This is a genomic window from Aeromonas sp. PrichA-15 (assembly GCF_017939245.1).
GTDB classification, from domain to species: domain Bacteria; phylum Pseudomonadota; class Gammaproteobacteria; order Enterobacterales; family Aeromonadaceae; genus Aeromonas; species Aeromonas caviae.
The window spans coordinates 1-22489 of the sequence record NZ_JAGKRH010000020.1; the positions used below are offsets into that span (position 1 = coordinate 1).

A 22489-nucleotide genomic window follows, 5' to 3' on the forward strand; every position below is an offset into this window, starting at 1 on the left:
TACCCGATGCACACGAGTGTGCTGGAAGGGGTGAACAACAAGATCAAAGTGATAAAGCGCATGGCATATGGATTTAGGGACTCAGAATACTTTTTTCTGAAAATCAAGGCGGCCTTCCCCGGAAAGCCGCGATGAACCAATAAAAAACGGCGCGCAGAGTGCTCTGCGCGCCGTGTCGTCAGGTGGTTGCCGACTTAGAAGTCGTAGCGGGCCGCCAGCTGGAAGTCATCCTTGGTGTTGAGCTTGCCGCTGTCATGGCTGTCGAGGTTGTTGATGCGGTACTCGCCGATGACGCGCAGGTTCTTGTTGAACTTGTACTGGGCACCCAGGGTGTAGTAGTCGATGGAGTCGTAGTCAGACTTGCCAGCCTGCTCCACCTTCTGCTTGTTCCACAGGGCCATCAGGCCGAAGCCGCTCTCGAAGTTGTAACCCAGCGCCCCTTCCCAGCCGGTGTGATCCTTGCCGGTGGCCAGGAAGTCGCTGCCGTCGGCATAGCTCAGAGCGGCGTAGAGGGCCTTGTTGTCGTACTTGGCGGAGAGCAGCCACAGCTTGGCATCCTCTTCACCGCTCTTGTCGCGGATGCCCACGTTGTAGGCGGTCCCCAGGGAGAGGTTGAACGGGAAGGTGTAGGCCACGGCGGCACCGTAGGCGGCATCGCTGTCCTTGCTGGAGGTCTCTTCGGTGTCACCGCCATCGAACTTGTAGCTGGTATCTACCTGGAAACCGTTGAACAGGCCGGAGTACTTCAGCACGGAGCCGGCGCGGTTGGTGGCGAAGGTGTCGGTCTTGGCGCCCAGTGCCTCGTTGCCGTAACCATCGGAGAGAGAGACATCAGTCCAGTCCGCCAGGAAGCCAGGAGCCCCTTTCTGGCGACCGAAGGTGACGGTCCCCCAGTTGGCGCCGACACCGGCGAACGCCAGACGGGTGCGCAGGTTGTCGGAGTTCTCGCTGACGGTCTTCTCGCTGTCGTTGATGTACATCTGCAGTTCGTACTGGGCCAGCGCCTTGAGACCCGGGTTGATCTCGCTCTCTACCTTGGCGCCCAGACGGACAAACTGGTTGGCCCCCTGCTTGTCGCTGTATTCGTTCTTGATGTCACCGTTGGCGTCCAGCTCTTTCTTCTCGCCGAAGAACTGGCCGGCGTAGATGCGGCCGTAGAGGTCGAGCAGGGTGCTCTCGTTTTTGTACACTTCGACGGCTTGAGCCTGGAAGGCGGCGGTAAGAGCCAATGCTACTACTGTCAGCTTTTTCATCATGATCCCTTGTGTTGCAAGCTTTTGTTTTAAAAGACGGGGCCATGCTAGAAGTGACAGATGACAGTCGGGTGACCGTGCAATGAACAAACCGTGTCGGTTCCATGTCAGCGGGATGAAAACCGGGATTTATGTGGCTGGTCGCCACTTTTACGCGCAAAGGTTTGCCCTTGTGGTAGAATGCCGCCCGTTTTCGAGCTCCTAAGGTTGGATATGCGATGAGACGTGAACTGGCAATCGAATTTTCCCGAGTGACGGAAGCGGCTGCACTGGCTGGCTACAAGTGGCTCGGACGTGGTGACAAGAATATCGCCGATGGCGCGGCCGTGGCGGCCATGCGTCACATCCTCAATCAGATCCAGATCGATGGCGAGATTGTGATTGGCGAAGGGGAGATCGACGAAGCCCCCATGCTCTACATCGGCGAGAAGGTGGGCACGGGTCAGGGCGACGCCGTTGACATCGCGGTCGACCCCATCGAGGGGACCCGTATGACTGCCATGGGTCAGGCCAATGCCCTGGCCGTGCTGGCGGTGGGCGACAAGGGATCCTTCCTCAAGGCCCCCGACATGTACATGGAAAAGCTGATCGTGGGCCCCAAGGCGAGAGGCGCCATCGATCTCGATCAGGCCCTGGAGCTGAACCTCAAGGCCGTGGCCAAGGCGCTCGGCAAGCCCCTCTCCCGTCTGACCGTCATCACCCTGGCCAAGCCGCGTCATGACAAGGCGATCAAGGAGATGCAGGGCCTGGGGGTGCGGGTGTTCGCCATTCCCGACGGTGACGTGGCCGCTTCCATCCTCACCTGTCTGCCGGACAGCGAAGTGGACATGCTCTACGGCATCGGTGGCGCGCCGGAAGGGGTGATCTCCGCCGCGGTGATCCGCGCCCTGGACGGCGACATGCAGGCTCGTCTGATCCCCCGCCACCAGGTCAAGGGTGACAGCCCCGAGGTTCGCGCCCTGGGTGAACAGGAGATCGCGCGCTGCGAGGAGCTGGGCATCGACGTGAGCAAGGTGCTCAAGCTCGAAGATCTGGCCAAGAATGACAACGTCATCTTCTCGGCCACCGGCATCACCAAGGGTGATCTGCTGGAAGGGATCACCAGCGACGGCGTCATGGCGACCACCGAGACCCTGCTGATCCGCGGTAAATCGCGCACCATCCGTCGTATCAAGTCGATCCACTTCCTGGATCGCAAAGACAGCGTGGTACGCGACATCATCCTGTAAGCAGGAGGATGGCGGTGGCGGCAAGTCACGTACTCTCATGCCGTCGTATCAAGCCGATCCACTTCCTGGATCGCACGGACAGCGTGGTACGCGACATCATCCTGTAAGCAGGAGGATGGCGGTAGCGGCAAGTCACGTACTCTCATGCCGTCGCATCAAGTCGATCCACTTCCTGGATCGCAAGGACAGCGTGGTACGCGACATCATCCTGTGATGTGCTGACTCCCGCAGCAAAAAGCCCGGCACTGCCGGGCTTTTTGCGCTCTGCAGGGCGCCAGGGTGCCCGGGCAGGGATAAGGCTTAGGAGAAACCGGACTCCTTGCTACACTGCAGTGCCCCACAGAGGAAACATCACATGGAATGTCGTCAGGGATGTGGTGCCTGCTGCATCGCCCCCAGCATCAGCAGTGCCATTCCCGGCATGCCGGACGGCAAGCCCGCCGGTGTGCCCTGTGTGCAGCTCGATGCGCACCTGGGGTGCAAGATCTTCGGCCAGCCGGAGCGCCCGGCGGTGTGCGGCGGCTTTCGCCCCATGGCGGACGTGTGCGGCTCCCATCGCCAGGAGGCCATCTGGCTTATCGGCGAGCTGGAGCGGCTGACCGCCTGAGCCCTTGACCCTCTCCCTCGGGGAAAGGGTGTCTGCTTGTCTCCCTTCATCTCCGCCCCTTCTCCCGCAAGGGGAGAAGGGGGTGCCGCCATTCGGAGTCATGAAAAAGGCCCCCTCGCCTGGCGAGGGGGCCTTTTTATGGTCGGCTCATGGTGAAGCCAACTTATTCCTTGACGCGCTCGATGCGACCACCCAGGCCTTGCAGCTTGTGCTCGATGTCTTCGTAGCCACGGTCGATGTGATAGATGCGATCGACTATGGTGGCCCCTTCGGCCACGAAGCCGGCCAGCACCAGGCTGGCGGAGGCGCGCAGATCGGTCGCCATCACCTGGGCACCCTTGAGCTGCTGGGTGTCGCGGCAGATGGCCACATTGCCCTGCAGTTCGATGTCGGCACCCATCCGAACCAGCTCGGGCACGTGCATGAAGCGGTTCTCGAAGATGGTCTCGGTGACCATGCCGGTGCCCTGGGCGACCGCGTTCAGCACGGTGAACTGTGCCTGCATGTCGGTCGGGAACGCCGGGTAGGGGGCGGTCTTGATGGTGACAGGTTTCAGGGGGCGACCTGTCATGTCGAGGGTGATCCAGTCGTCACCCTTTTCAATCAGGGCGCCAGCCTCTTCCAGTTTGACCAGTACGGCTTCCAGCAGGCTGGGGTCGGTGTTGCGGCAGGTGATCTTGCCACCGGTCACGGCGGCGCCCACCAGGAAGGTGCCGGTCTCGATGCGATCGGGCTGCACGCTGTAGCTGCCACCGTGCAGACGTTCTACGCCGTCGATGGTCAGGGTATCGGTGCCGGCGCCCTGAATGTTAGCTCCGAGCGCGTTGAGGAAGTTGGCCAGATCGACCACCTCCGGCTCACGGGCGGCGTTTTCGATCACGGTGCGACCGTCAGCCAGGGTGGCGGCCATCATCAGGTTCTCGGTACCGGTCACGGAAACCATGTCCATCAGGATGTGGGCACCTTTCAGGCGGCCGTCGACGCGGGCTTTGATGTAGCCCTCTTCGATGACGATCTTCGCGCCCATCAGCTCCAGGCCGTGGACATGCAGGTTGACCGGGCGGGCACCGATGGCACAGCCGCCGGGCAGGGAGACGTCTGCTGCACCGAAGCGGGCTGCCAGCGGGCCCAGGGCCAGGATGGAGGCTCGCATGGTCTTCACCAGCTCGTAGGGGGCGACATGATTGTTTACCGCGCCGGTCAGCACGGTCACGTTGCCGTTGACCTTGGTGGTGGCGCCCAGCATCTCCAGCAGCTTGAGGGTGGTACCCACGTCTTTCAGGCGCGGTACGTTGGAGAGTTGAACCTCTTCGTCACACAGCAGGGTGGCAAACAGGATGGGTAGGGCGGCATTCTTGGCGCCGGAGATGGTCACTTCACCGGAGAGGGTGCAGGGGCCGGTGATCTTGAATTTGTCCATGGTTTACTTCTTTACCAAATCAGGAGGGCAGCTGGAATTTACGCTCGCGTTTCCACTCGGCGTCGGTATAGGCCTTGATGGAGAGAGCGTGGATCTCGTTGGTGGCGATCTTGTCCATCAGCGGGGCATAGATGGCCTGTTGTTTCTTGACCCGGCTCATGCCGTCAAACATGTCGCCGACGGCGATCACCTGGTAGTGACTGCCGTCCCCTTTGACATGGACTTCGGACAATGGCAAAGCCTCGAGGAGTATCGCTTCAATTTCAGAGACTTGCATTATGAGTCCTCAGTTGTGAGCGGGGTTGAATGAAAGAGGCTGGCCACCCCGTAGAGGTTGGCCAGCGTATGGAAATCGTTGGAGGCACCCACCAGTGTCGGAGTGGCACCCCGTGCCAGTGCCGCCTTGGCCCACTTGACCAGCAGGGCAAGGCCGGCGGAATCCAGGGTAGTGACGGCACCGAGTTCGAGCCGGTCGTCCTGCCACCAGTCGACGCGGCGTTGCCACAGATCGTTGACCTGCGGGGCCTGCAAGTCACCGCTCAGGATCATGACTTGATCACCAGCGGCTTGGCATTGTGTTCACGCAGCTGGGCGATCACCGCATCGATGCCGTTCTGGCGAATGAGGCCACCCAGCTCGTTCTGCTTGGCAGAGAGCAGGCTGATCCCTTCGGCAACCATGTCGAAGGCTTTCCACTCGCCGGTCTTGTTGTTCTTGCGCAGCTTGAACTCGAGGAAGATGTCCGGCTTGCCGGCCTCTTTCACGCTGACGTTGACGGCGGTGATGTTGCTCTCGGCGGCTTTGCCGGGTTGGACCTTGACGGTCTGCTTGTCAAAGTGTGCCAGGGCGTCGGCGTAGGAGCTCACCATGTACTCGGTGAAGACGTCCACAAAGGCGTCACGCTGGGCAGGGGTCGTCTGTTTGATCTGGTTGCCGAGCACCTTGTAGGCGGCGAAGCGGTTGTCCACGTAGGGCAGCAGCTCCTCGCGGATGATGACGCGCAGGTGATCGGGGTTGCTCTTCACCTGGGCCTGATCGGCTTTCAGGCGGGCAAAGGTCTGCTGGGCGGCCTGATCCACGAGGGCATAGGGGTCCGAAGTGTTGACATCCGCACGGGCGACGAGGGAGAACAGCATGCTGGTCATCAGACCCAGCATCAGGGCGATCTTCTTGAACATGGTTACTCCTTGGTTGCGGGTGTGTTGGCCGGGGAGGACTGGCTGTAGAGGAACTTGCCAATCAGATCTTCCAGCACGATGGCGGACTTGGTGTCTTCGATCATGTCGCCATCCTTGAGCATGCTGGTGCCCATCTCCTCATCGCTGAACCCCGGTGCCAGACCGATGTACTGCTCACCGAGCAGGCCAGAGGTCAGGATGGAGAGGGTGCTGGTCTCGGAGAACTCGCCGGCACTCTTCTGCATCTGCAGGGAAACGATGGGGACCTGGCTCTTGGGATCCAGGGTGATGTCGCTGACACGACCGACGACGACGCCGCCGACCTTGACCGGCGAGCGCACTTTCAGGCCGCCGATATTATCGAAATGGGCGCGCAGGGTATAGGTTTCTCCTTCCGGTTTGAAACTCAATCCCGCCACTTGCAGTGCCAATGCCAGAATGGCCGCGATGCCAGCCAGCATGAAGGCGCCAACCAGAAATTCTACTTTGCTGAACTTCATCTTTCCCTTATCCAAACATGACTGCGGTGAGTATAAAATCCAGACCGAGCACGGCCAGGGATGAGTGAACCACGGTACGGGTCGTCGCCTGACTGATCCCGGCCGAGGTCGGTTTGGCATCATAGCCGTTGAAGAGCGCTATCCAGGTCACCACCAGGGCGAAGATCAGGCTCTTGATGGCGCCCTGCATGATGTCGTCCTGCCAGTCGACGGAGGCCTGCATGGCGGACCAGAAACTGCCTTCGTCCACCCCCAGCCAGTCGACACCAACCAGCTTGCCGCCAAAGATGCCGATCAGGCTGAACATGAAGGCCAGCAGCGGCATGCTGATGACCCCGGCCCAGAAGCGGGGCGCCACGACCCGGCGCAGCGGATCGACCGCCATCATCTCCAGGCTGGAGAGCTGCTCGGTGGCCTTCATCAGGCCGATCTCGGCGGTGAGGGCGGAGCCCGCACGACCGGCGAACAGCAGGGCGGTGACCACAGGGCCCAGCTCACGGAGCAGGGAGAGGGAAACCAGAGGCCCCAGGCTCTGCTCTGCGCCGAAATCCTTCAATACGTTGTAACCCTGCAGGGAGAGCACCATGCCGATGAAGAGGCCGGACACCAGTATGATGGCGACGGATTGCACTCCCACCACATACAGTTGCTGCACCAGCAGCGGGAAGTGCTTGCGTGGCTGGGGTCGTCCTGCCAGTGCATGAAACAGCATGATGGTTGCCCGGCCGACGGCGTTGATGAAACGCACACCGCGGCGGCCCAGCTTGCTTATCTGACTTGTCAACATCACAGATCCTGTAGCAGGTCGCCTGCCGGAAAATGAAACGGAACAGGACCGTCGGGCAATCCCTTGAGGAACTGCTCGACTTCGGGATTGTGCTCCTCGCGCAGCTGCTCCGGTGTGCCGTGTGCCACTACCTTGCGGTTGGCGATGATGTAGGCGTAGTCGGCGATGCTCAGCACCTCCTTCACGTCGTGGGTGACGATGACGGAGGTGATGCCGAGGGCATCGTTGAGCTCCTTGATGAGCTTCACCAGCACCGCCATGGTGATGGGGTCCTGCCCCACGAAGGGCTCGTCATACATGATGAGATCCGGATCCAGCGCGATGGATCTCGCCAGGGCCGCGCGACGCGCCATGCCACCGGAGAGCTCGGACGGCATCAGCTTGGCCGCCCCGCGCAGACCGACAGCCTGCAGTTTCATCATGACGATGGTGCGGATCAGCTCTTCAGGCAGGCCGGAGTGCTCCCGCAGCGGGAAGGCCACGTTGTCGAAGACGGTCATGCCGGTGAACAATGCGCCGCTCTGGAACAGCATGCTCATCCGTTTACGCACTTCATACAGGCGCGAACGGGAGAGCGTAGGAATGTCTTCCCCGTCAAACAGGATGTGACCAGACTCAGGCTTGAGCTGGCCCCCGATCAGGCGCAGCAAGGTGGTCTTGCCGATCCCGCTCGGACCCATGACGGCGGTGACCTTGCCACGGGGAATGGTCAGGTTGATCCTGTCGTACAGCAGCCGATCCCCGTGACTGAAGGTCAGGTCGGAGATGGTGATCAGGTCATCGTTCAAACAATTGTCCATCCGGTATAAATGAAGAGCGAATTTTATGGGCTAGTCTAGGTCTAAGCAACAGCGAGGAACAACTATTGAGCGGGTTTCCCCCCCAAGTACGCGACAGTTTTATGTAACAACCTGCGTCAATGACCGCCCATTCCGCATCCGATTCGCTTATCTCGGCAGACTTTTTTATAATCCCGCAGCAAATTTCGGCCCGGAGCTGTGCCTTTATGTCTGTAAAGCCTGAAAAAGTGTCTGAATTGTTCGATTTCCGTCGCAGCGCCCGAGCGGTGCTGGACATAGAAAAACAAGCCATTGATGGACTCTACCAGTACCTTGACGAGGCGTTCGAGCGCGCCTGCGAGATGGTGCTGCGCTGTGGCGGCAAGATAGTGGTGACCGGCATGGGCAAGTCGGGTCATATCGGCAACAAGATTGCCGCGACCCTGGCCAGCACGGGAACGCCCGCCTTCTTCCTGCACCCGGGCGAGGCGAGCCACGGGGATCTCGGCATGATCTCAGCCGGGGATCTCATCATCGCCATTTCCAACTCCGGCGAGAGCGACGAGATCCTGGCCCTGCTGCCGGTGCTCAAGCGCCGCGGCATTCCACTCATCTGCATGACAGGCAATCCGGCTTCCACCATGGCGAAAGAGGCCAACGTGCACCTGTGCATCAAGGTGGAGAAAGAGGCCTGCCCCCTCGGTCTGGCCCCGACATCCAGCACTACCGCCACCCTGGTAATGGGGGACGCGCTGGCCGTGGCCCTGCTGGAGGCCCGTGGCTTCACAGCCGATGACTTTGCTCTGTCGCATCCGGGCGGGTCCCTCGGCAAGCGGTTGCTGTTGCGAGTGGGCGATCTGATGCACAGCGGCGAGCTGTTGCCCAAGGTGGGGATAGATGCCACCATCAGCCAGGCGCTGCTGGAAGTGAGCCGCAAGGGGCTCGGCATGACGGCGGTGGTGGACGATCAAGGGCTGCTTGCCGGTCTGTTCACCGATGGTGACCTGCGCCGCATTCTGGACCTGCAGGTGGACATCCATCACACCCCCATCAGCCGCGTCATGACGGTGAACTGTGTTACCGTAGGGCCTGAGATGATGGCGGCCGAGGCCGTCAAGCTGATGGAAACCAGGAAAATCAACGGGTTGTTGGTCGTGGATGGGGAGAGACACCCGCTGGGTGCCTTCAACATGCATGACCTGCTGAAAGCCGGAGTAATTTGATGCAAGACGTACCGACCCTCTATGGTCCGGTGACGCGCAGCCAGTACGAGAAGGCGGCGCAGATCCGCCTGCTGGTGTGCGATGTGGATGGGGTGCTCTCCAACGGCTTCATCTATATGGGCAATAACGGCGAAGAGCTGAAGACCTTCTGCACCCGTGACGGTGCCGGCATGCGTGCCCTGCTCAATGCGGGCATCGAGATTGCCATCATCACGGGGCGAACCTCCCGCATCGTCAGCGATCGCATGAAGAGTCTGGGAGTCCAGCACCTGGTGCAGGGTGCAGACAAAAAGCTGCCCCACTTCGAGGCCTTGTTGACCAAGCTCGGGCTGGATGCATCGCAAGCCGCCTATATGGGAGATGACACCATCGATCTGCCGGTGATGCAGGCTTGCGGCCTGGGTATCGCCGTTGCCGACGCCCATCCGCTTGTGCTGGCGAAGGCGGATCTGGTGACGCGGCTTGGCGGTGGCGTCGGGGCCGTGCGCGAGGTGTGCGACCTGATCTTGCAGGCCCAGGGATTGGCTGACTATCAACCCGAGGCGTCGCGATGAACAAACAGACTGTGCTGTTCGGCCTGCTGTTTCTGGCTGCGCTGGCGGCCTGGCAGCTGGGGGAGATCGAGCTGGTCCCCGAGCCGACCACCAAGACGGAAAATTTTCAACCGGACTTCACCGCCAGAGAGTTGGTGACGACCCGTTTCAACGAGCAGGGCAAGCGCACCGAGCGGCTGGAATCCGAATATGCGGAGTACTACCAGGTGCTCGAGCAGGCCACTTTCACCAAGCCGGTGGTCTACATGTTCGATGACAAGGGCGCGGCCGAATGGAAGCTGACGGCCGAAACCGGGGTGCTCAACACCGATGACAATGTGATCCTCCGTGACAAGGTGCATCTGGACGGTCTGCTGCCCGCTTCCTTCATCTCCACGCTGGATACCTCCTATCTGGAGCTGGATCTGGTGACGCAGGGGATGAGAAGCAACCAGCACATCAGCATTGTGAGCCAGGAGTTCCAGACCGAGGGCGTTGGCCTCAAGGGTCACCTGGAACGTAAATATTTCGAGTTACTGGATAAAGGCCATGCCACTTATTTCAATGAAAAACGTTAATCTGGCCCTCACGGCCCTGTTGCTGTGCGGTTCCCTGAATGCCAAAGAGTCCGACTTTGCCGAGAAGGTCTATGTGGATGCTGTCAAGCAGGTGGCCGAGATGCAGGACAACCGCATCACCTTCAGCGAGGATGTCATCATCACCCAGGGCACCATCAAGATTAAGGCCGACAAGGTGGTGGTGATCCGCTCCGGCGACAAGGGCGCCGAGGTCATGACCGCGTATGGCAACCCAGCCACCTTCTTCCAGGTGCTGGACAACGGCAAACCGGTCAATGCCCATGGCAACAGCATCCGCTACGAGCTTAAGAACCGGCTGGTGACCATCACCGGCAATGGCCAGCTCAAGCAGGAAGACAGCCAGGTGACCGGCGATCTCATTCGCTACGACATCGTCAAGCAGAAGATGATTGCCGAGAGCAAGGGACCCACCCAGCGCGTCAAGACGGTGTTCCTGCCGGATCAGGTGGAGAACTTTGACAAACCCGCCGATCAGAAGAAGTAGGAAACAACAGCCATGGCAGTGTTAAAAGCAACGGGTCTGCAAAAGAGCTACAAGCGCCGCATGGTGGTCAGCGATGTGAGCCTGGAGGTGGGAACGGGCCAGATCGTGGGCCTGCTCGGCCCGAACGGCGCGGGCAAGACGACCTCCTTCTACATGATCGTGGGCCTGGTGCAGCGGGATGCCGGCCTCATCACCATCGACGAGCAGGACATCAGCCTGCAGCCCATGCATATCCGTGCCCGCAATGGCATCGGCTATCTGCCCCAGGAGGCCTCCATCTTCCGGCGCCTGTCGGTGTTCGACAACTTGATGGGGGTCATGCAGACCCGCAAGGGGTTGAGCCGCGAAGAGCGGGAGGATAAGGTCGAACAGTTGCTGGAAGAGTTCAATATCACCCATATCCGCGACAGCCTGGGCCAGAGCCTCTCGGGTGGGGAGCGTCGCCGGGTGGAAATCGCCCGGGCGCTGGCTGCAGAGCCGAGATTCATTCTGCTCGATGAGCCTTTCGCAGGTGTTGATCCTATTTCTGTCATCGATATCAAAAAGATCATCCAGCATCTGAAAGAACGCGGGTTGGGTGTGCTGATAACGGACCACAACGTCAGAGAGACGCTGGATGTGTGCGAGAAGGCCTACATCGTCAGCCACGGCAAGATGATTGCCGAGGGCGCGCCGGCCGATATCCTCGCCGATGAGCAGGTCAAGCGCGTCTATTTGGGCGATCAATTCAGTCTATAGTAAGGGGGCACCCCTCATTTTTGTTAGGTGACTGCCTCGCTGAACATAAGGATATCCCGACGTAGATGAAGCCGACATTACAGTTGCGTCTCGGTCAGTCCCTGACCATGACGCCACAATTACAACAAGCGATTCGTCTGCTCCAGCTCTCCACCCTGGAACTCCAGCAGGAAATTCAGCAAGCGCTCGACAACAACCCCTTGCTGGAGCAAGAGGAGAACGAGGCGCAGGAAACCAGTCAGGCAGAGACACAGGACGCCAGTCAACTCGACTCCAGCGATGCCATGGCCCAGGAGAGCATGCCGGATGAACTGCCGGTGGACACCACCTGGGACGAGGTCTACTCGGCCGGTACGGCCCAGAGTGCAGGCCCCATCCATGACGGGGAAGACAGCGTCTATCAGGGGGAGACCACCGAGAACCTGCAAGACTACCTGCTGTGGCAGATGCGGCTCACCCCGTTCAGTGATGTGGATGCTGCCATCGCCCTTGCCATTATCGATGCCATCGACGAATCCGGGTATCTGACAGCCACCCTCGAGGATATTCAGGCTGCAGTCAGCAGCGAGGAGGTAGAAGTCGAACTGGATGAGATCGAAGCCGTGCTCAAGCGGGTGCAGCATTTCGATCCGGTCGGCATCGCCGCCCGTTCGGTGCAAGAGTGTCTGCTGATCCAGCTCGGCCAGTATTCGCCGGACCTGCCCTGGCTCGACGAAGCCAGAGAGGTGATCCGCGAACACATGGACCTGCTCGGCAATCGCGACTACCGCACCCTGGCTCGCAAGACCCGCCTCAAGGAGAGCGATCTCAAGGAGGTGCTGGATCTCATCCAGCAACTGGAGCCCAGACCCGGCAACGGCATCATCCAGAGTGAATCCCAGTACGTGATCCCGGATGTGTCCGTGGTCAAGAAGGGCAGCAAGTGGGTGGTTGAACTCAATCCGGATTCTGCTCCGCGCATCCGTGTCAACGAGGCCTATGCGGCCATGGCGCGCAATGCCCGCAGCAGCACGGATACCCAGTTCATCCGTTCTCATTTGCAGGAGGCCAAGTGGTTCATCAAGAGCCTGGAGAGTCGTAACGACACCCTGCTCAAGGTGGCCAGCTGCATCGTCGAGCAGCAGCAGGGCTTTTTCGAGTACGGCGAAGAGGCCATGAAACCCATGGTACTCAACGACATCGCGGAAGCGGTGGAGATGCATGAGTCGACCATTTCACGGGTCACGACCCAGAAGTACATGCATACGCCCCGCGGCATTTTTGAACTGAAGTTTTTTTTCTCCAGTCACGTCAATACGGAGGGAGGAGGAGAGTGCTCATCGACCGCTATTCGCGCCCTGATCAAGAAGCTGGTGACGGCGGAAAACCCCGCCAAGCCGCTTAGTGATAGCAAGATCGCGGATTTGCTGGCCGAACAGGGTATTATGGTGGCGAGACGCACGATCGCAAAGTACCGTGAATCCTTGTTGATCCCGCCATCCAATCAGCGCAAACGCCTGGTTTAGGCAAACAAAAGGAAGACGTTATGCAAATTAACCTGACCGGACACCATGTCGAGATTACCGAAGCTCTGCGTGATTATGTGAACAACAAATTTGCCAAACTCGAGCGTCACTTTGACCATATCAACAACGTACACGTGGTGTTGAGCGTCGAAAAACTGAACCAGATCGCCGAAGCCAAGCTGCATGTCAGCGGGGGAGAGGTGTTCGCCAATTCGCAGCATGCCGACATGTATGCGGCGATTGATACCCTGCTGGATAAACTGGATCGGCAGATCATCAAGCACAAAGATAAGTTAAATCAAAAATAACTATGCAACTTGAACACATACTGAGTCGGGACTGCACCAAGAGTGCGGTCCCTTGTACCAGCAAGAAACGCGCGCTCGAGATCATCAGTGAACTGGCCGCAGAGCGCCTCGGCGCTTCCCGCCAGGTCCTGTTTGAAAGCCTGCTGGCGCGAGAAAAGATGGGTAGTACCGGGATCGGAGCCGGTATCGCCATCCCCCACGGCCGGATTGACGACGCCTTCGCGCCGACCGCCGTGTTGATGACCTTCTCCGAGCCCATCCCTTTCGATTCTATCGACAATCAACCGGTTGACCTGCTCTTTGCATTGCTGGTGCCGGAAAGCGAGTGCAAGCAGCACCTCAAGACTCTTTCCCTGATGGCATCCAAACTGGGTGACAAGGCCGTCTGCCGCCAGCTGCGCCAGGCGACCAGCGACGAAGAACTCTATCAGATCATGACGTCGGCCTGAGGCCGGGTCTGACACAGCCACGTTGGCGTGAGGGGACAAGATGCAGTTAATTGTAGTAAGCGGTCGTTCGGGCTCCGGCAAGACGGTGGCCCTGAGGGTGCTCGAGGATCTCGGGTACTACTGCGTGGACAACCTGCCTGTCAACCTGCTGCCCCAGTTGATCGTGTCGGTGGAGAGTCAGTATGACAAGCTGGCGGTCAGCATCGACGTGCGCAACCTGCCTGCCCAGGCAGACAGGCTGGAGAACCTGCTGAGCCAGGTGCGCAACGAGGGGCGAGTCAAGTTTTCGAGCTTCTTCTTCGATGCGGACAACGCGACCCTGCTCAAACGCTACGGTGAGAGCCGTCGTCTGCATCCTCTGTCCCGCAACAAGCTTTCGCTGGACGAGGCGATCCGGGAAGAGACCCACCTGCTGGCACCGCTCTCCTCGACCGCCGACCTGCGCATCGACACCACCAACCTCAGCATCCACGATCTCAGCGAGCTCATCAAAACCCGGGTGCTCGGCAAGAAAGAGAACGAACTGGTGCTGGTGTTCGAGTCGTTCGGTTTCAAGTACGGCATTCCCAAGGATGCGGACTTCGTGTTCGACGCCCGTTTCCTGCCCAACCCGCACTGGATCCCGGAGCTCAAGCCCTTCACCGGCAAGGATGAGCCCGTGGCCAACTACCTCTCCAGCCAGCCGGATGTCATGCTGTTCATCCAGCAGATCGAGAACATGCTGGGGACCTGGTTGCCCCACCTGGAGCGCAACAATCGCAGCTATGTGACCGTCGGGATCGGCTGTACCGGCGGACAACACCGCTCGGTGTTCATCGCCGAGCGGCTGGCCAGCGCATTCCGGTTGCTTGGCAAGAACGTGCAGATCCGCCATCGCACGTTGGACAAGCGTTCAAACTCCGCCTGACAGATCCACAGGATGCTCAGATGACCGTTTCCGCCTCGGTAGAAGTCAAAAACAAGTTAGGCATTCACGCGCGACCGGCCATGATGCTGTTCGAGCTGGTGCAGGGGTTCGATGCCCACGTGTTGCTGCGCAACGAGGAGGGGGTCGAGGCCGACGCGGACAGCGTGATCGGCCTGCTGATGTTGGACTCCGCCCAGGGCAAACAGGTGGAGGTGCAGGTGGAGGGCCCCGAAGAGGTGGAGGCCCTGGCCGCCGTGGTGGCGCTGTTCACCTCGGGCTTCAATGAGGAGTAATACGCCTCGGCGTGCTCAAGGTGCGCTGCGAGCCAGCGCCTTGAAAGCGGCAAAGTCCCGACAAGCCAGCAGACTTCTGCTGGCTTTTTCGTTCATCAGTGCCAGAAACAGATCATAAAGTCCCATGGCTTCCTCATAATCCGCCTTGGCGATGGCCAGCACGAAGATGAGGGTAGCGCTCTCGCCGTTGCCCCAATCGATCCCCTGGGGGGCCAGCACGGTATAGACCAGGGTGCGGCGCGCCAGCAGGCCGAGGGAGTGGGGCAGAGCGATGCCGTCCCCCAGCATGGTTGAGACGATCCGCTCCCGCTCCTGCAAGGATCCCCGGAATCCGCTCTGCACCAGATCCTCCGCCTCAAGCTGGCTGCAGATGCGATCAAACAGCACCCCCTGGCTGATGGGTTCATCAAGCACCATGAAGTGGTCGGCATCGAAATACTTGTCAAGCAGATAGGGACGAGTGCGATCGACGAGCACCAGCTTGCCGAGCTGCTCCAGCTGGTACTGGGTCGGGAAGGGGGAGACCTACACCACGGGAGCATTCTTCTCGCTCACCTTGAGGGTGCTGATGACGAAATCCTGCTCGACTCGCACCAGTCCCTCATAGTCCCGCACCGACTCCAGCGTGGTCAGCTGTAGTTGGGGGTATTCCCGCCGGATGCGTGCTTCCAGCACCCGGAAGGTGGCGTTGCCCGCATCGCACAGCAGCAGCGCCTGGGGGCGCCGGGTGTAACCGATGTCGTAGTGGCGCTCCAGGCCGACCCCGATGTGGATCACCAGGTAGCCGATCTCGTGGTGGGTCAACCGGTAGGGGGTCTGCCTGATCCACTCAGAGATGGCCGCCAGGGTGATGTCGTAGGCGAGGGGGTAATACTGCTTGATGTGGTCCGCCAGGGGATTGTGGCTGCCAATCTGGTATTTGACCCGCAGCAGCATGGCGCCGATGTGGGTCTGCAGGTCGGCTCGCAATTGCGGGTCGCCGCGCAGGTCATAGGGGTAGTGCTGGTGGATGTAACCCAGCAGGTGCGCAGTCAGCTGCTCGCTCTCGGCCGCCATGGCCGGGCTGAGCAGGGGCGTCTCTGCAGTGAGGCGAGCCTGGATCTGGATGGCGAGACAGGCGATCTCTTCCTGCCCCGGTGAAGTCAGGATCGGCAGCTCGGCATAGATGTCGCGGGCCACTACTGCCAGGGGCGGGGTGATGTCGTCGCTGGCAAACTGGCGCAACTCATGGCCAGACGCCTGGCGCAGCAGTGCGACGGCACAGTAGACGGTGACTTGCTGCAGGCTCTCGTCGGCCAGGCGCAGCTGATGGCGACCGAGTTGCTCGTGAATGTGGTTGCCCACTACCTCCAGCGTCTTGTTGGGGCAGAGGGTGGGCAACAGGCTCTGGAGCGGATGCTGGTGCAGCAGCTCCTGGCAGAGCAGTTGGGTGAGGCAGGCGCGGATCGCCATCTCGCTTCCCGCAATGCGCATCCCCACCCTGGGTTTGCTGTCGATGGTGAGCCCGAAGTGGGCGAGCCGCTCCCGCACCTCCGTCATGTCCCCTTGCAAAGCCGCCCGGCTCAGATACCAGGTGTCCGCCAGCTCGTCGAGTTTGATCCCCTGTTCTGCCGTCAGCAGCAAGACCTGGAGGTGCAGCACCCGCTCGCGGCTGGTGCGAGGCAGGGGGCTCTCCTGCCCCTGGGCGGCCAGCAGCGCATCGAATAGCCCCTGATTGTAGATCTTGAGCTGGTAACCGCTGCCCCGCTGATGGATCAGGTGGGCGCCCCGGGTGGCAATGAGCTCGTTCAGGGTCGCCACGTCGGTACGCACCGTGCGGGTGGAAACATTGAGACGGCGGGCCAGCTCCTCCTGTGGCAGAGGCTCGGCGTGAAGCAGGGCGAGCAGTTGCTGGAGTCTAGGGTGGGGCAGCTTGGTCATGAGGGGGTGAGGACTCCTGTCGCGCATGGTGGGTCGATGTTAACAAGGGGGTCATTAACAAGCCAGGCACCGCCCAGTGATCGGACCGGTGCCTGTGGGTTTGCTATGCCAGCAGTGCCTTCACCATGGCGAGGAGGGTACGCACATCCTCCGGCCGGGTCTGGCCACTGACACTGTCGATGATGGAGCTGTAGACGTGGGGGATCACCTTCTCGACTCCTGCCTCCAGCGCGATCCGCACTATCTCCTCGAAGTTCTCAAGATCGATGCCGCCGGTGGGCTCCAGCCAGAAACCGTGGCGGGCACAGGCCTCGGCCACTGCCTGATACTCGGTGCGGCAGGCGAGTCCCCCCATGGGGAAGAACTTGACCGAGCTGCCGCCCATGTCCTTGAGCAGGGCAATGGCGGTATCGATGGGGACGATGCCGTCAGCCTGCTGCGCGCTGAGGGGGCCGGTGGAGATCTTCACCATGCCGGGGGTGCCGGTGGGGGAGACAAGGCCATTGACCAGGGTGTCAGCTTGACCGAGCAGCGCCCGGCTGGCCCCGACCCCGGTGAACACCTGATTGACGTGCTGGGGCTGCAGCTGGCGGGCCAGCTCGGCCACCATGGTGGACTGGCGCGGATCACCGGCTCCCAGCCCGATGGAGAGGGCGTTGTCGATAAGCTTGGCGTAGGCCTGCATGTCGGCGACGGCAGAGGGAATGTCCGGGTAGTTCTTGGAGAGCACGCCGACCAGGACGTGGCCCTCGGCAGCCTCATAAATGTCGACGGCATTCTCTTTGGAACCTGCCAGCACGTTGAGGCAGACCCGATCGCTGTAGTAATTGGGGGTAAGAGACATCAGTTGTTCTCCTGAACGAGGTGGGCAATGGCGGAGTGGATCTGGTCGAGCTGGGGCTGGGTGACGCTGCGTACGTCTATCTCGATGTGCCCCTCGTTGGCCTTGTAGCCGCGGCAGTAGACGGCGGGGGTACCCTGTTGCAGACGAGAGACCACTTCCGCCGTGGTCATGCCGATCTGCTGGTGGTCGAAGGCGATGTCGGTGCGGGCGATGTCGCGCCCCGCGCTGTCCCACACCACCTTGGCGGTGACGCCGGGCAGCTGGTTGAGGCGCTCGATGAAGGGGGTCATCTTGGCGACCATGGCGGCGCCGCTCTCCTTCTCTTTGGCCAGGTAGCGCTCGATGGCGTGGGTCAGGCCGAGGATCCCCTCCTTGCCCACCTTCATGGCACGGCCTATGCCGCCAGCCTGCTGCTTGACCCACTCCACATACTGACGTCTGCCGAGCACCAGGCCGCTGGTGGGCCCTTCGATGGCCTTGGCGCCGCTGTAGATGACCAGATCTGCACCCTGGTTGTAGTAGAGACGCAGATCCTCTTCGGCCGCCGCATCGACGATGAGCGGGATCCCGTGGGCCTTGGCCACCTCGGCCGCCTCGGTCACCGACAGAATGCTCTTCTGCACGCAGTGGTGGGACTTGATGTAGAGGATGGCGGCGGTATTGGCATGGATGGCGGCGGCCAGCTGGGCGGGTGAGCACTCGTTGGCGTAGCCTGCCTCCACCACCCTGCCGCCCCCCAGGTTGACCATGGTGCCGACGGGGGCACCAAAGTTCACGTTGTGGCTCTTGGGCAGCACGATGTCGCTCGGCACGTCGTGAGCATGAGCATGCAACTGCTCGAGACGATAGGGGTCGCCGCGCACGATGACGGCGGCCACCGACTGGGCGATGCCGGCGCTGGCGCAGGAGACCACCACCGCATCTTCAACGCCCAGCAGATCGGCCAGGTAGGCGCCGGTCTTGTTGACCAGATCCTTCACCTCAAAGTAGTGGCCGAGGCCGAAGTTGACCGCATCGACCACCTCTTGCTCGGGGGTGGATACGCCGAGGATGGTCATGCGCCCGGAGGCGTTGATCACCGGTTTGAGCCGGTATTTCTCATACACAGAAGGCATGGTGTGATTTCCCGTAGTGAGTCAGAACCAGTTCGCCGCCCACCAGGGCGGCGAGAGGGAGCAGTTGCCGGTCACCGTTGCGGGCGCCGGCCTCGGTATCGGTAAAGAGAGTGGGGCCGCAGCTCACCTCGAACAGGGTGATGTCTGCATCGGCGCCCACCTCGAGTCGCCCCTTGCCGGGCAGGCGCAGGGCATCGGCGGCCTGGTGGGTGACGCAGGCGAGCACCTGCTCCAGGGTCATGCCGATGGCGAAGAACTTCGACATCACGTGGGCAAGGCTGTAGACGGGCCCCTTGATGCGGTTCTTGCAGTAGATGTCTGAACTGATGGTGTGGGGCAGGATGCCCTGGGCAATGGCCAGCTCCGCCACTTCGAAGCTGAAGCTGGCACCGCCATGGCCGATGTCGAGCAAGAGTCCCCGCCGCATCGCCTCGCGCACCGCCTGGCGCAGTTCACCCGCCGGGGTCAGGATGCGGTTGGGCTTGCCGTTGAAGCAGTGGGTCAGCAGATCGCCCTCCCCCAGCAGGGCGACGATCTCGTCCAGATCCGGCGGCGTGTTGCCCACGTGCACCATCAGTGGCAAGTTGCCATTGGCCTGCTGGATCTGCTTGGCCATGCGCAGGGGTTGCAGACCGCTTTCACCCACCACGCTGCCGCTCATGCGTGCCTTGATGCCGACGATGAAGCCGGGATGGCGCCGGATGGCCGCCTGGGCGAGGGCGGGATCGATGTCTGCCGGATCCGCCAGCTCGTTCTGGCGCAGCAGGCCGATGCGGGAGATGTTGAGCAGGGCGTGCACCCGGGTCTTGCAGTCGGCGGCGAGACGCTGGAAGTCGTCCACGTCGTCGGCTCCGGTGCTGCCGGCGTCGATGACGGTGGTGACACCGGACGCCACCCCCACCTTGTCCGGCTCATCGTGATAGAGGGGGGAGGCGGGGTAGCAGTGGGTGTGGCCGTCAATCCAGCCGGCGCTCACATGGACCTGCCCGCCCAGAGTGAGGGTTTGCTTCGCCTCCGTGCTTTCTGGCAGCGAACCCAGCGCCGCTATCTTGCCATGCTCGATGGCGACGTCGACGAGCTGCCCATTTCCCAGGCGTCCCGCCCTGATGATCATGTCGTACATGCTGATATCCCTCTTGTAACCTGCTTGCGCTCTTACTGCGAGGCCGCTTCCAAGGCTCATGTGCTGCTCTTCACCTTGCTGACGACCTCTCGCGACAGAGCGCAAACAGGTTCTTGAATGCCGCCCAAGAGACGGCCTTGGATTAAGCCAGGGCGATGGGGAAGAAGGTCCCGAACAGCATGGCCCCCAGAATGGCGCCGCCCGTGATGGGCTTTTCCCAGATGTAAAACAGCAGGGCACCCAGCAGGGAGCCTATCCCGATGGGAATGGAGGCGCCCATGGCGGAGAGGATGATGAGGGGACCGAGGAAGCGGCCCGAGCTGTTGCCAGCCCCCATCATGACGTCTGCGCCGTAGGTGGAGTTGCTCTGGTTGATGGTGAACTTGCGCGCCAGGATGATCACGTAGCCGATGGCCATCCCAATCCCCATACCGGTGATCAGGGAAGCGGTGAAGTTTTCCACCGGATAGACGATGCCGGCCCCCAGCAGCAGGGCGGGCACTCCGAGGCCGACTCCGGTCTGGATGGCGCCGCCGATGTCGAGGATGCCCACCAGGGAGCCCTCGATGATGCGGGCGAACAGGAAGCTTGCACCGAAGGCGGCGACTGCACCATAGGCCCCCGTGTCCATGCCGGCTTTCAGCATGGCGACGAAGGCCACCTCGTTGAAGGCGCCGACCCCGTAGAGGTAGAACATGTGGGTACCGGCGAAGACGCCGGAAGAGAGCAGACCGACAAAGATGGGGAAGGACCAGTCGGCATACCAGAAGTTGTTTCTCAGTTTCTCATCCATGGTGTGCACCCTTATTTGCCGCTCATGAGGTTGTGGACGTTTTCCAGCCACAGGGGAACGCCCAGGTGGAAGGATTCAATGAGTTTCATGTCAAAGCCGCGGAAGAAGCCGCTCAGCACGAACAGCAGGACGATGGCACTCATCATCACCTTGGTGACGTGGTTCCAGCCGCTCTCTTCCACCCCCTTGCCGATCAGGATGCCAAGCACCAGGCCTGGTACCGCGTTGCCCATGATGAGCTGGGCCAGACCGCCGAAGATGGTGGCCCAGAAGCCGGACTTCTTGCCTGCCTCGATGGCGGCCAGCCAGAAGATCACCGGCATGACGGTGTTGACCAGCAGGTTGGCGGCGGGCACCAGCACCTTGACCGCGGTCACCTGCAGGGCGGCAGGTACGGCGGCGGCCGTGCTGTTGAGGAAGGCGACGACGATGGCACCAATGATGCCGCAGGCGATGGCCATCTTTTTGGGATCATGGAGGGTGGTGGCGAGATCCCGGTTCTTGATCATCAGGGCCGCTGCACCCCAGTTCGGCAGGATGCGGTGATCCACGTCCTGAGTGAAGGCGCCGGCCGCGACCGTGGAGGCCCAGGCGTTGAAGAAGAAGCCCAGACCGAACGAGAAGTGGGAGGCGGGGTCCCCTTCGCAGGAGTTGAGCTCGCCCAGGGTACGGAACGCGCCCATCCCCTGCACGGTCGGGGCGTGGAACATCCGCGCCGCGCCAGCCCCCACCCCGACGCCTACTAGGCCGCCGATGATGAGTGACTTCATCAAAATGATTAGAAACATCCAACTTGTCCTTTTGGTTGTGGGGTCAGGCCCGGGTGAAATCCACCTTGTCGACATCCAGGCTGGTGACCTTGACGGTGATCGCCAGCCGGACCCGGAACTCGTGGCGCTGGCGTGGCAGGAAGAAGAACAGGAACTTCTCCACCCGTGCCGACTCCTCGGCCTCGAGCACCTCGACCTCGAGGGGTTCGATGCGCAGCATCACCTTGGGGCTCTCCTTGAGCAGGCTGGGTTGCACCTGGCTGAGGGCGGCGGAGAACGCCTGCTGGCGAGTCGCCCCCTTGCCGTTGACCGTGATCCGGGTAGTGAAGTGCTCTTTCATCAGACGCGTCCGTGTTTCTTGGCGAAGGCTTCGATCAGCTTCTGGCCCAGCTCTTCCTTGTCCATGAAGCCGAAGCCCAGTACCACGCACCCCTCGTTGATGGCGGTGACACCCTCCTCGATGGATCGCATGCCGTAGCGGCACTTGTAGCCGTACTTGGTCTGGGCCGTGATGGCGCCCGCGCCACCGCTGCCGCAGAAGGAGATGCCAAGGTCGGCCTGCTCCTTGTTCATTACATCACCGAGCTTCATGTCGGCGGCCATGCCGGGGATGACGGTCACGGTGGCGCCGGCGGCTTCTGCGCCCGCCCCCACTTTCTGACCCTTGCCGAGACGATCTCCAATCACGAGTTTGATGGCAGTCATTTAGCTTTCTCCTTTTACTGAGCTGAGTTCGTTTTCTTTGGCCACTTCAAAATGGACGGACAAGAGGTGCGCCTCCTCGTAGGCGAGGCGGTCGAGCCAGGCGACGACCTGTTCGGCCAGGCGCAGGGAGAGGGGGGAGATCTCCTCGAACAGGCTGAGGTCGACTTCCGGCAGGGATTCCCCGCTGTAGGAGCGCCACACCATGGCCTTGACGTGGGAGGCCAGCATCTGTTGCTGCACGTCGTTGGGGCGTATGCCCTGATCCGCCAGCAGGTTGTGAATGCGGGTCAGGGTCAGGTCGGTCTTGCGCAGCAGTGCCGGGCTGTCCGGGGTCAGGGGGGCGTCATGGGTGTCGGTATTCAAGGTTTGCTCTCCAGGCTGGTAGAAAGGATGGGATCACCATAAAGCGGAGGAGAGTGCGGGAGGA

General features: G+C 61.2%; 29 protein-coding genes and 1 pseudogene. 13 read left to right on the top strand and 17 right to left on the bottom strand.

Annotated features, from left to right (window positions below; genetic code table 11):
- Positions 1–135: transposase (locus J9889_RS03175; protein ID WP_210538105.1), on the top strand; the 135-nt coding region annotated here is incomplete at its 5' end.
- A gap of 59 nt (positions 136–194) precedes the next feature.
- Here J9889_RS03175 and J9889_RS03180 read toward each other — a convergent pair.
- On the bottom strand, positions 195–1253 hold the full coding sequence (locus J9889_RS03180) for a porin (RefSeq protein ID WP_029313567.1): 1059 nt from the start codon (positions 1251–1253) through the stop codon (positions 195–197).
- Between the two features lie 218 nt (positions 1254–1471).
- Between J9889_RS03180 and glpX the strand changes: the two genes are divergently transcribed.
- Both glpX and J9889_RS03190 read left to right on the top strand, forming a co-directional pair.
- Positions 1472–2482, top strand: coding sequence for a class II fructose-bisphosphatase (gene glpX / locus J9889_RS03185; RefSeq protein WP_039040467.1), 1011 nt, complete (start codon positions 1472–1474; stop codon positions 2480–2482).
- Between the two features lie 355 nt (positions 2483–2837).
- On the top strand, positions 2838–3089 hold the full coding sequence (locus tag J9889_RS03190) for a YkgJ family cysteine cluster protein (RefSeq protein ID WP_010675884.1): 252 nt from the start codon (positions 2838–2840) through the stop codon (positions 3087–3089).
- Between the two features lie 163 nt (positions 3090–3252).
- On the opposite strand, the gene murA is transcribed toward J9889_RS03190, so the two are convergent.
- From murA to mlaF, 7 genes are read right to left on the bottom strand one after another with little or no spacing between them, the layout of a single operon-like run.
- Complete coding sequence (gene murA, locus J9889_RS03195; protein WP_143238151.1) at positions 3253–4509, bottom strand: UDP-N-acetylglucosamine 1-carboxyvinyltransferase; 1257 nt, start codon at positions 4507–4509, stop codon at positions 3253–3255.
- Positions 4510–4528: 19 nt separating this feature from the next.
- The gene (ibaG, locus tag J9889_RS03200; RefSeq protein ID WP_010675882.1) at positions 4529–4786 is read right to left on the bottom strand and encodes a BolA family iron metabolism protein IbaG; all 258 of its coding nucleotides are present in this window, start codon (positions 4784–4786) and stop codon (positions 4529–4531) included.
- Positions 4786–5058 carry an STAS domain-containing protein gene (locus J9889_RS03205; protein ID WP_134996882.1) on the bottom strand — a complete coding sequence of 91 codons (273 nt, stop codon included), beginning with the start codon at positions 5056–5058 and terminating at the stop codon, positions 4786–4788. The genes ibaG and J9889_RS03205 overlap by 1 nt, the downstream gene beginning before the upstream one ends.
- Positions 5055–5687: a phospholipid-binding protein MlaC gene (mlaC, locus tag J9889_RS03210; protein ID WP_039040470.1), complete on the bottom strand. Its 633-nt coding sequence runs from the start codon at positions 5685–5687 to the stop codon at positions 5055–5057. Before mlaC ends, J9889_RS03205 begins: the two co-directional genes overlap by 4 nt.
- Positions 5688–5689: 2 nt before the next feature.
- On the bottom strand, positions 5690–6187 hold the full coding sequence (gene mlaD, locus J9889_RS03215) for an outer membrane lipid asymmetry maintenance protein MlaD (protein ID WP_010675879.1): 498 nt from the start codon (positions 6185–6187) through the stop codon (positions 5690–5692).
- A gap of 7 nt (positions 6188–6194) precedes the next feature.
- A complete protein-coding gene (mlaE, locus tag J9889_RS03220; protein WP_210555966.1) occupies positions 6195–6974 on the bottom strand; it encodes a lipid asymmetry maintenance ABC transporter permease subunit MlaE in 780 nt (259 codons plus the stop codon).
- The gene (gene mlaF, locus J9889_RS03225) at positions 6974–7774 is read right to left on the bottom strand and encodes a phospholipid ABC transporter ATP-binding protein MlaF (RefSeq protein WP_039040471.1); all 801 of its coding nucleotides are present in this window, start codon (positions 7772–7774) and stop codon (positions 6974–6976) included. The genes mlaE and mlaF overlap by 1 nt, the downstream gene beginning before the upstream one ends.
- A gap of 206 nt (positions 7775–7980) precedes the next feature.
- On the opposite strand from mlaF, the gene J9889_RS03230 reads away from it, so the two are divergent.
- The 10 genes from J9889_RS03230 to npr all read left to right on the top strand — a co-directional run bounded on the left by J9889_RS03230 (position 7981) and on the right by npr (position 14792).
- On the top strand, positions 7981–8976 hold the full coding sequence (locus J9889_RS03230; protein WP_029314845.1) for a KpsF/GutQ family sugar-phosphate isomerase: 996 nt from the start codon (positions 7981–7983) through the stop codon (positions 8974–8976).
- Positions 8976–9530, top strand: a complete 555-nt coding sequence (gene kdsC / locus J9889_RS03235; protein ID WP_042880203.1) for a 3-deoxy-manno-octulosonate-8-phosphatase KdsC — start codon at positions 8976–8978, stop codon at positions 9528–9530. The genes J9889_RS03230 and kdsC overlap by 1 nt, the downstream gene beginning before the upstream one ends.
- Positions 9527–10087 carry an LPS export ABC transporter periplasmic protein LptC gene (gene lptC, locus J9889_RS03240; protein ID WP_052814446.1) on the top strand — a complete coding sequence of 187 codons (561 nt, stop codon included), beginning with the start codon at positions 9527–9529 and terminating at the stop codon, positions 10085–10087. Before kdsC ends, lptC begins: the two co-directional genes overlap by 4 nt.
- Positions 10074–10592 carry a lipopolysaccharide transport periplasmic protein LptA gene (gene lptA / locus J9889_RS03245; protein WP_010675873.1) on the top strand — a complete coding sequence of 173 codons (519 nt, stop codon included), beginning with the start codon at positions 10074–10076 and terminating at the stop codon, positions 10590–10592. The genes lptC and lptA overlap by 14 nt, the downstream gene beginning before the upstream one ends.
- Before the next feature lie 12 nt (positions 10593–10604).
- Complete coding sequence (gene lptB / locus J9889_RS03250; protein ID WP_010675872.1) at positions 10605–11330, top strand: LPS export ABC transporter ATP-binding protein; 726 nt, start codon at positions 10605–10607, stop codon at positions 11328–11330.
- 65 nt (positions 11331–11395) lie between these two features.
- Positions 11396–12835: an RNA polymerase factor sigma-54 gene (locus J9889_RS03255; protein WP_041211850.1), complete on the top strand. Its 1440-nt coding sequence runs from the start codon at positions 11396–11398 to the stop codon at positions 12833–12835.
- Between the two features lie 20 nt (positions 12836–12855).
- The gene (gene hpf / locus J9889_RS03260; protein ID WP_005305957.1) at positions 12856–13143 is read left to right on the top strand and encodes a ribosome hibernation promoting factor; all 288 of its coding nucleotides are present in this window, start codon (positions 12856–12858) and stop codon (positions 13141–13143) included.
- A gap of 2 nt (positions 13144–13145) precedes the next feature.
- Complete coding sequence (gene ptsN, locus J9889_RS03265; protein ID WP_010675870.1) at positions 13146–13592, top strand: PTS IIA-like nitrogen regulatory protein PtsN; 447 nt, start codon at positions 13146–13148, stop codon at positions 13590–13592.
- 40 nt (positions 13593–13632) lie between these two features.
- Positions 13633–14499, top strand: coding sequence for an RNase adapter RapZ (rapZ, locus tag J9889_RS03270; RefSeq protein WP_052814447.1), 867 nt, complete (start codon positions 13633–13635; stop codon positions 14497–14499).
- Between the two features lie 20 nt (positions 14500–14519).
- Complete coding sequence (npr, locus tag J9889_RS03275) at positions 14520–14792, top strand: PTS phosphocarrier protein NPr (RefSeq protein ID WP_010675868.1); 273 nt, start codon at positions 14520–14522, stop codon at positions 14790–14792.
- 15 nt (positions 14793–14807) lie between these two features.
- On the opposite strand, the pseudogene J9889_RS03280 reads toward npr, so the two are convergent.
- From J9889_RS03280 to J9889_RS03320, 9 genes and pseudogenes are all read right to left on the bottom strand, one after another.
- Positions 14808–16712 (bottom strand): annotated as a pseudogene (locus J9889_RS03280) (HTH domain-containing protein).
- Positions 16713–16815: 103 nt separating this feature from the next.
- Entirely contained in the window at positions 16816–17556 is a 741-nt protein-coding gene (locus tag J9889_RS03285) for a KDGP aldolase family protein (protein ID WP_052814448.1), read from the bottom strand.
- On the bottom strand, positions 17556–18671 hold the full coding sequence (locus tag J9889_RS03290; protein ID WP_210555967.1) for a DgaE family pyridoxal phosphate-dependent ammonia lyase: 1116 nt from the start codon (positions 18669–18671) through the stop codon (positions 17556–17558). The genes J9889_RS03285 and J9889_RS03290 overlap by 1 nt, the downstream gene beginning before the upstream one ends.
- The gene (locus tag J9889_RS03295; protein WP_052814450.1) at positions 18655–19794 is read right to left on the bottom strand and encodes an amidohydrolase/deacetylase family metallohydrolase; all 1140 of its coding nucleotides are present in this window, start codon (positions 19792–19794) and stop codon (positions 18655–18657) included. The genes J9889_RS03290 and J9889_RS03295 overlap by 17 nt, the downstream gene beginning before the upstream one ends.
- Positions 19795–19936: 142 nt before the next feature.
- Positions 19937–20587: a DUF4310 family protein gene (locus J9889_RS03300; protein ID WP_041211843.1), complete on the bottom strand. Its 651-nt coding sequence runs from the start codon at positions 20585–20587 to the stop codon at positions 19937–19939.
- A gap of 11 nt (positions 20588–20598) precedes the next feature.
- A complete protein-coding gene (locus J9889_RS03305) occupies positions 20599–21375 on the bottom strand; it encodes a DUF4311 domain-containing protein (RefSeq protein WP_010675862.1) in 777 nt (258 codons plus the stop codon).
- Between the two features lie 25 nt (positions 21376–21400).
- Positions 21401–21697 carry a DUF4312 family protein gene (locus tag J9889_RS03310; protein WP_052814451.1) on the bottom strand — a complete coding sequence of 99 codons (297 nt, stop codon included), beginning with the start codon at positions 21695–21697 and terminating at the stop codon, positions 21401–21403.
- Entirely contained in the window at positions 21697–22062 is a 366-nt protein-coding gene (locus J9889_RS03315; RefSeq protein WP_052814452.1) for an SFCGS family glycine-rich protein, read from the bottom strand. The genes J9889_RS03310 and J9889_RS03315 overlap by 1 nt, the downstream gene beginning before the upstream one ends.
- Positions 22063–22425: a transcriptional regulator gene (locus tag J9889_RS03320; RefSeq protein WP_052814453.1), complete on the bottom strand. Its 363-nt coding sequence runs from the start codon at positions 22423–22425 to the stop codon at positions 22063–22065.
- Between the last annotated feature and the right edge of the window lie 64 nt (positions 22426–22489).

What these genes read in the sequence shown, in the direction of transcription:
- J9889_RS03180 (WP_029313567.1), bottom strand. Translation starts at nt 1,253, where the DNA reads ATGAAAAAGCTGACAGTAGTAGCATTGGCTCTTACCGCCGCCTTCCAG.
- glpX (WP_039040467.1), top strand. Translation starts at nt 1,472, where the DNA reads ATGAGACGTGAACTGGCAATCGAATTTTCCCGAGTGACGGAAGCGGCT.
- J9889_RS03190 (WP_010675884.1), top strand. Translation starts at nt 2,838, where the DNA reads ATGGAATGTCGTCAGGGATGTGGTGCCTGCTGCATCGCCCCCAGCATC.
- murA (WP_143238151.1), bottom strand. Translation starts at nt 4,509, where the DNA reads ATGGACAAATTCAAGATCACCGGCCCCTGCACCCTCTCCGGTGAAGTG.
- ibaG (WP_010675882.1), bottom strand. Translation starts at nt 4,786, where the DNA reads ATGCAAGTCTCTGAAATTGAAGCGATACTCCTCGAGGCTTTGCCATTG.
- J9889_RS03205 (WP_134996882.1), bottom strand. Translation starts at nt 5,058, where the DNA reads ATGATCCTGAGCGGTGACTTGCAGGCCCCGCAGGTCAACGATCTGTGG.
- mlaC (WP_039040470.1), bottom strand. Translation starts at nt 5,687, where the DNA reads ATGTTCAAGAAGATCGCCCTGATGCTGGGTCTGATGACCAGCATGCTG.
- mlaD (WP_010675879.1), bottom strand. Translation starts at nt 6,187, where the DNA reads ATGAAGTTCAGCAAAGTAGAATTTCTGGTTGGCGCCTTCATGCTGGCT.
- mlaE (WP_210555966.1), bottom strand. Translation starts at nt 6,974, where the DNA reads ATGTTGACAAGTCAGATAAGCAAGCTGGGCCGCCGCGGTGTGCGTTTC.
- mlaF (WP_039040471.1), bottom strand. Translation starts at nt 7,774, where the DNA reads ATGGACAATTGTTTGAACGATGACCTGATCACCATCTCCGACCTGACC.
- J9889_RS03230 (WP_029314845.1), top strand. Translation starts at nt 7,981, where the DNA reads ATGTCTGTAAAGCCTGAAAAAGTGTCTGAATTGTTCGATTTCCGTCGC.
- kdsC (WP_042880203.1), top strand. Translation starts at nt 8,976, where the DNA reads ATGCAAGACGTACCGACCCTCTATGGTCCGGTGACGCGCAGCCAGTAC.
- lptC (WP_052814446.1), top strand. Translation starts at nt 9,527, where the DNA reads ATGAACAAACAGACTGTGCTGTTCGGCCTGCTGTTTCTGGCTGCGCTG.
- lptA (WP_010675873.1), top strand. Translation starts at nt 10,074, where the DNA reads ATGAAAAACGTTAATCTGGCCCTCACGGCCCTGTTGCTGTGCGGTTCC.
- lptB (WP_010675872.1), top strand. Translation starts at nt 10,605, where the DNA reads ATGGCAGTGTTAAAAGCAACGGGTCTGCAAAAGAGCTACAAGCGCCGC.
- J9889_RS03255 (WP_041211850.1), top strand. Translation starts at nt 11,396, where the DNA reads ATGAAGCCGACATTACAGTTGCGTCTCGGTCAGTCCCTGACCATGACG.
- hpf (WP_005305957.1), top strand. Translation starts at nt 12,856, where the DNA reads ATGCAAATTAACCTGACCGGACACCATGTCGAGATTACCGAAGCTCTG.
- ptsN (WP_010675870.1), top strand. Translation starts at nt 13,146, where the DNA reads ATGCAACTTGAACACATACTGAGTCGGGACTGCACCAAGAGTGCGGTC.
- rapZ (WP_052814447.1), top strand. Translation starts at nt 13,633, where the DNA reads ATGCAGTTAATTGTAGTAAGCGGTCGTTCGGGCTCCGGCAAGACGGTG.
- npr (WP_010675868.1), top strand. Translation starts at nt 14,520, where the DNA reads ATGACCGTTTCCGCCTCGGTAGAAGTCAAAAACAAGTTAGGCATTCAC.
- J9889_RS03285 (WP_052814448.1), bottom strand. Translation starts at nt 17,556, where the DNA reads ATGTCTCTTACCCCCAATTACTACAGCGATCGGGTCTGCCTCAACGTG.
- J9889_RS03290 (WP_210555967.1), bottom strand. Translation starts at nt 18,671, where the DNA reads ATGCCTTCTGTGTATGAGAAATACCGGCTCAAACCGGTGATCAACGCC.
- J9889_RS03295 (WP_052814450.1), bottom strand. Translation starts at nt 19,794, where the DNA reads ATGTACGACATGATCATCAGGGCGGGACGCCTGGGAAATGGGCAGCTC.
- J9889_RS03300 (WP_041211843.1), bottom strand. Translation starts at nt 20,587, where the DNA reads ATGGATGAGAAACTGAGAAACAACTTCTGGTATGCCGACTGGTCCTTC.
- J9889_RS03305 (WP_010675862.1), bottom strand. Translation starts at nt 21,375, where the DNA reads ATGTTTCTAATCATTTTGATGAAGTCACTCATCATCGGCGGCCTAGTA.
- J9889_RS03310 (WP_052814451.1), bottom strand. Translation starts at nt 21,697, where the DNA reads ATGAAAGAGCACTTCACTACCCGGATCACGGTCAACGGCAAGGGGGCG.
- J9889_RS03315 (WP_052814452.1), bottom strand. Translation starts at nt 22,062, where the DNA reads ATGACTGCCATCAAACTCGTGATTGGAGATCGTCTCGGCAAGGGTCAG.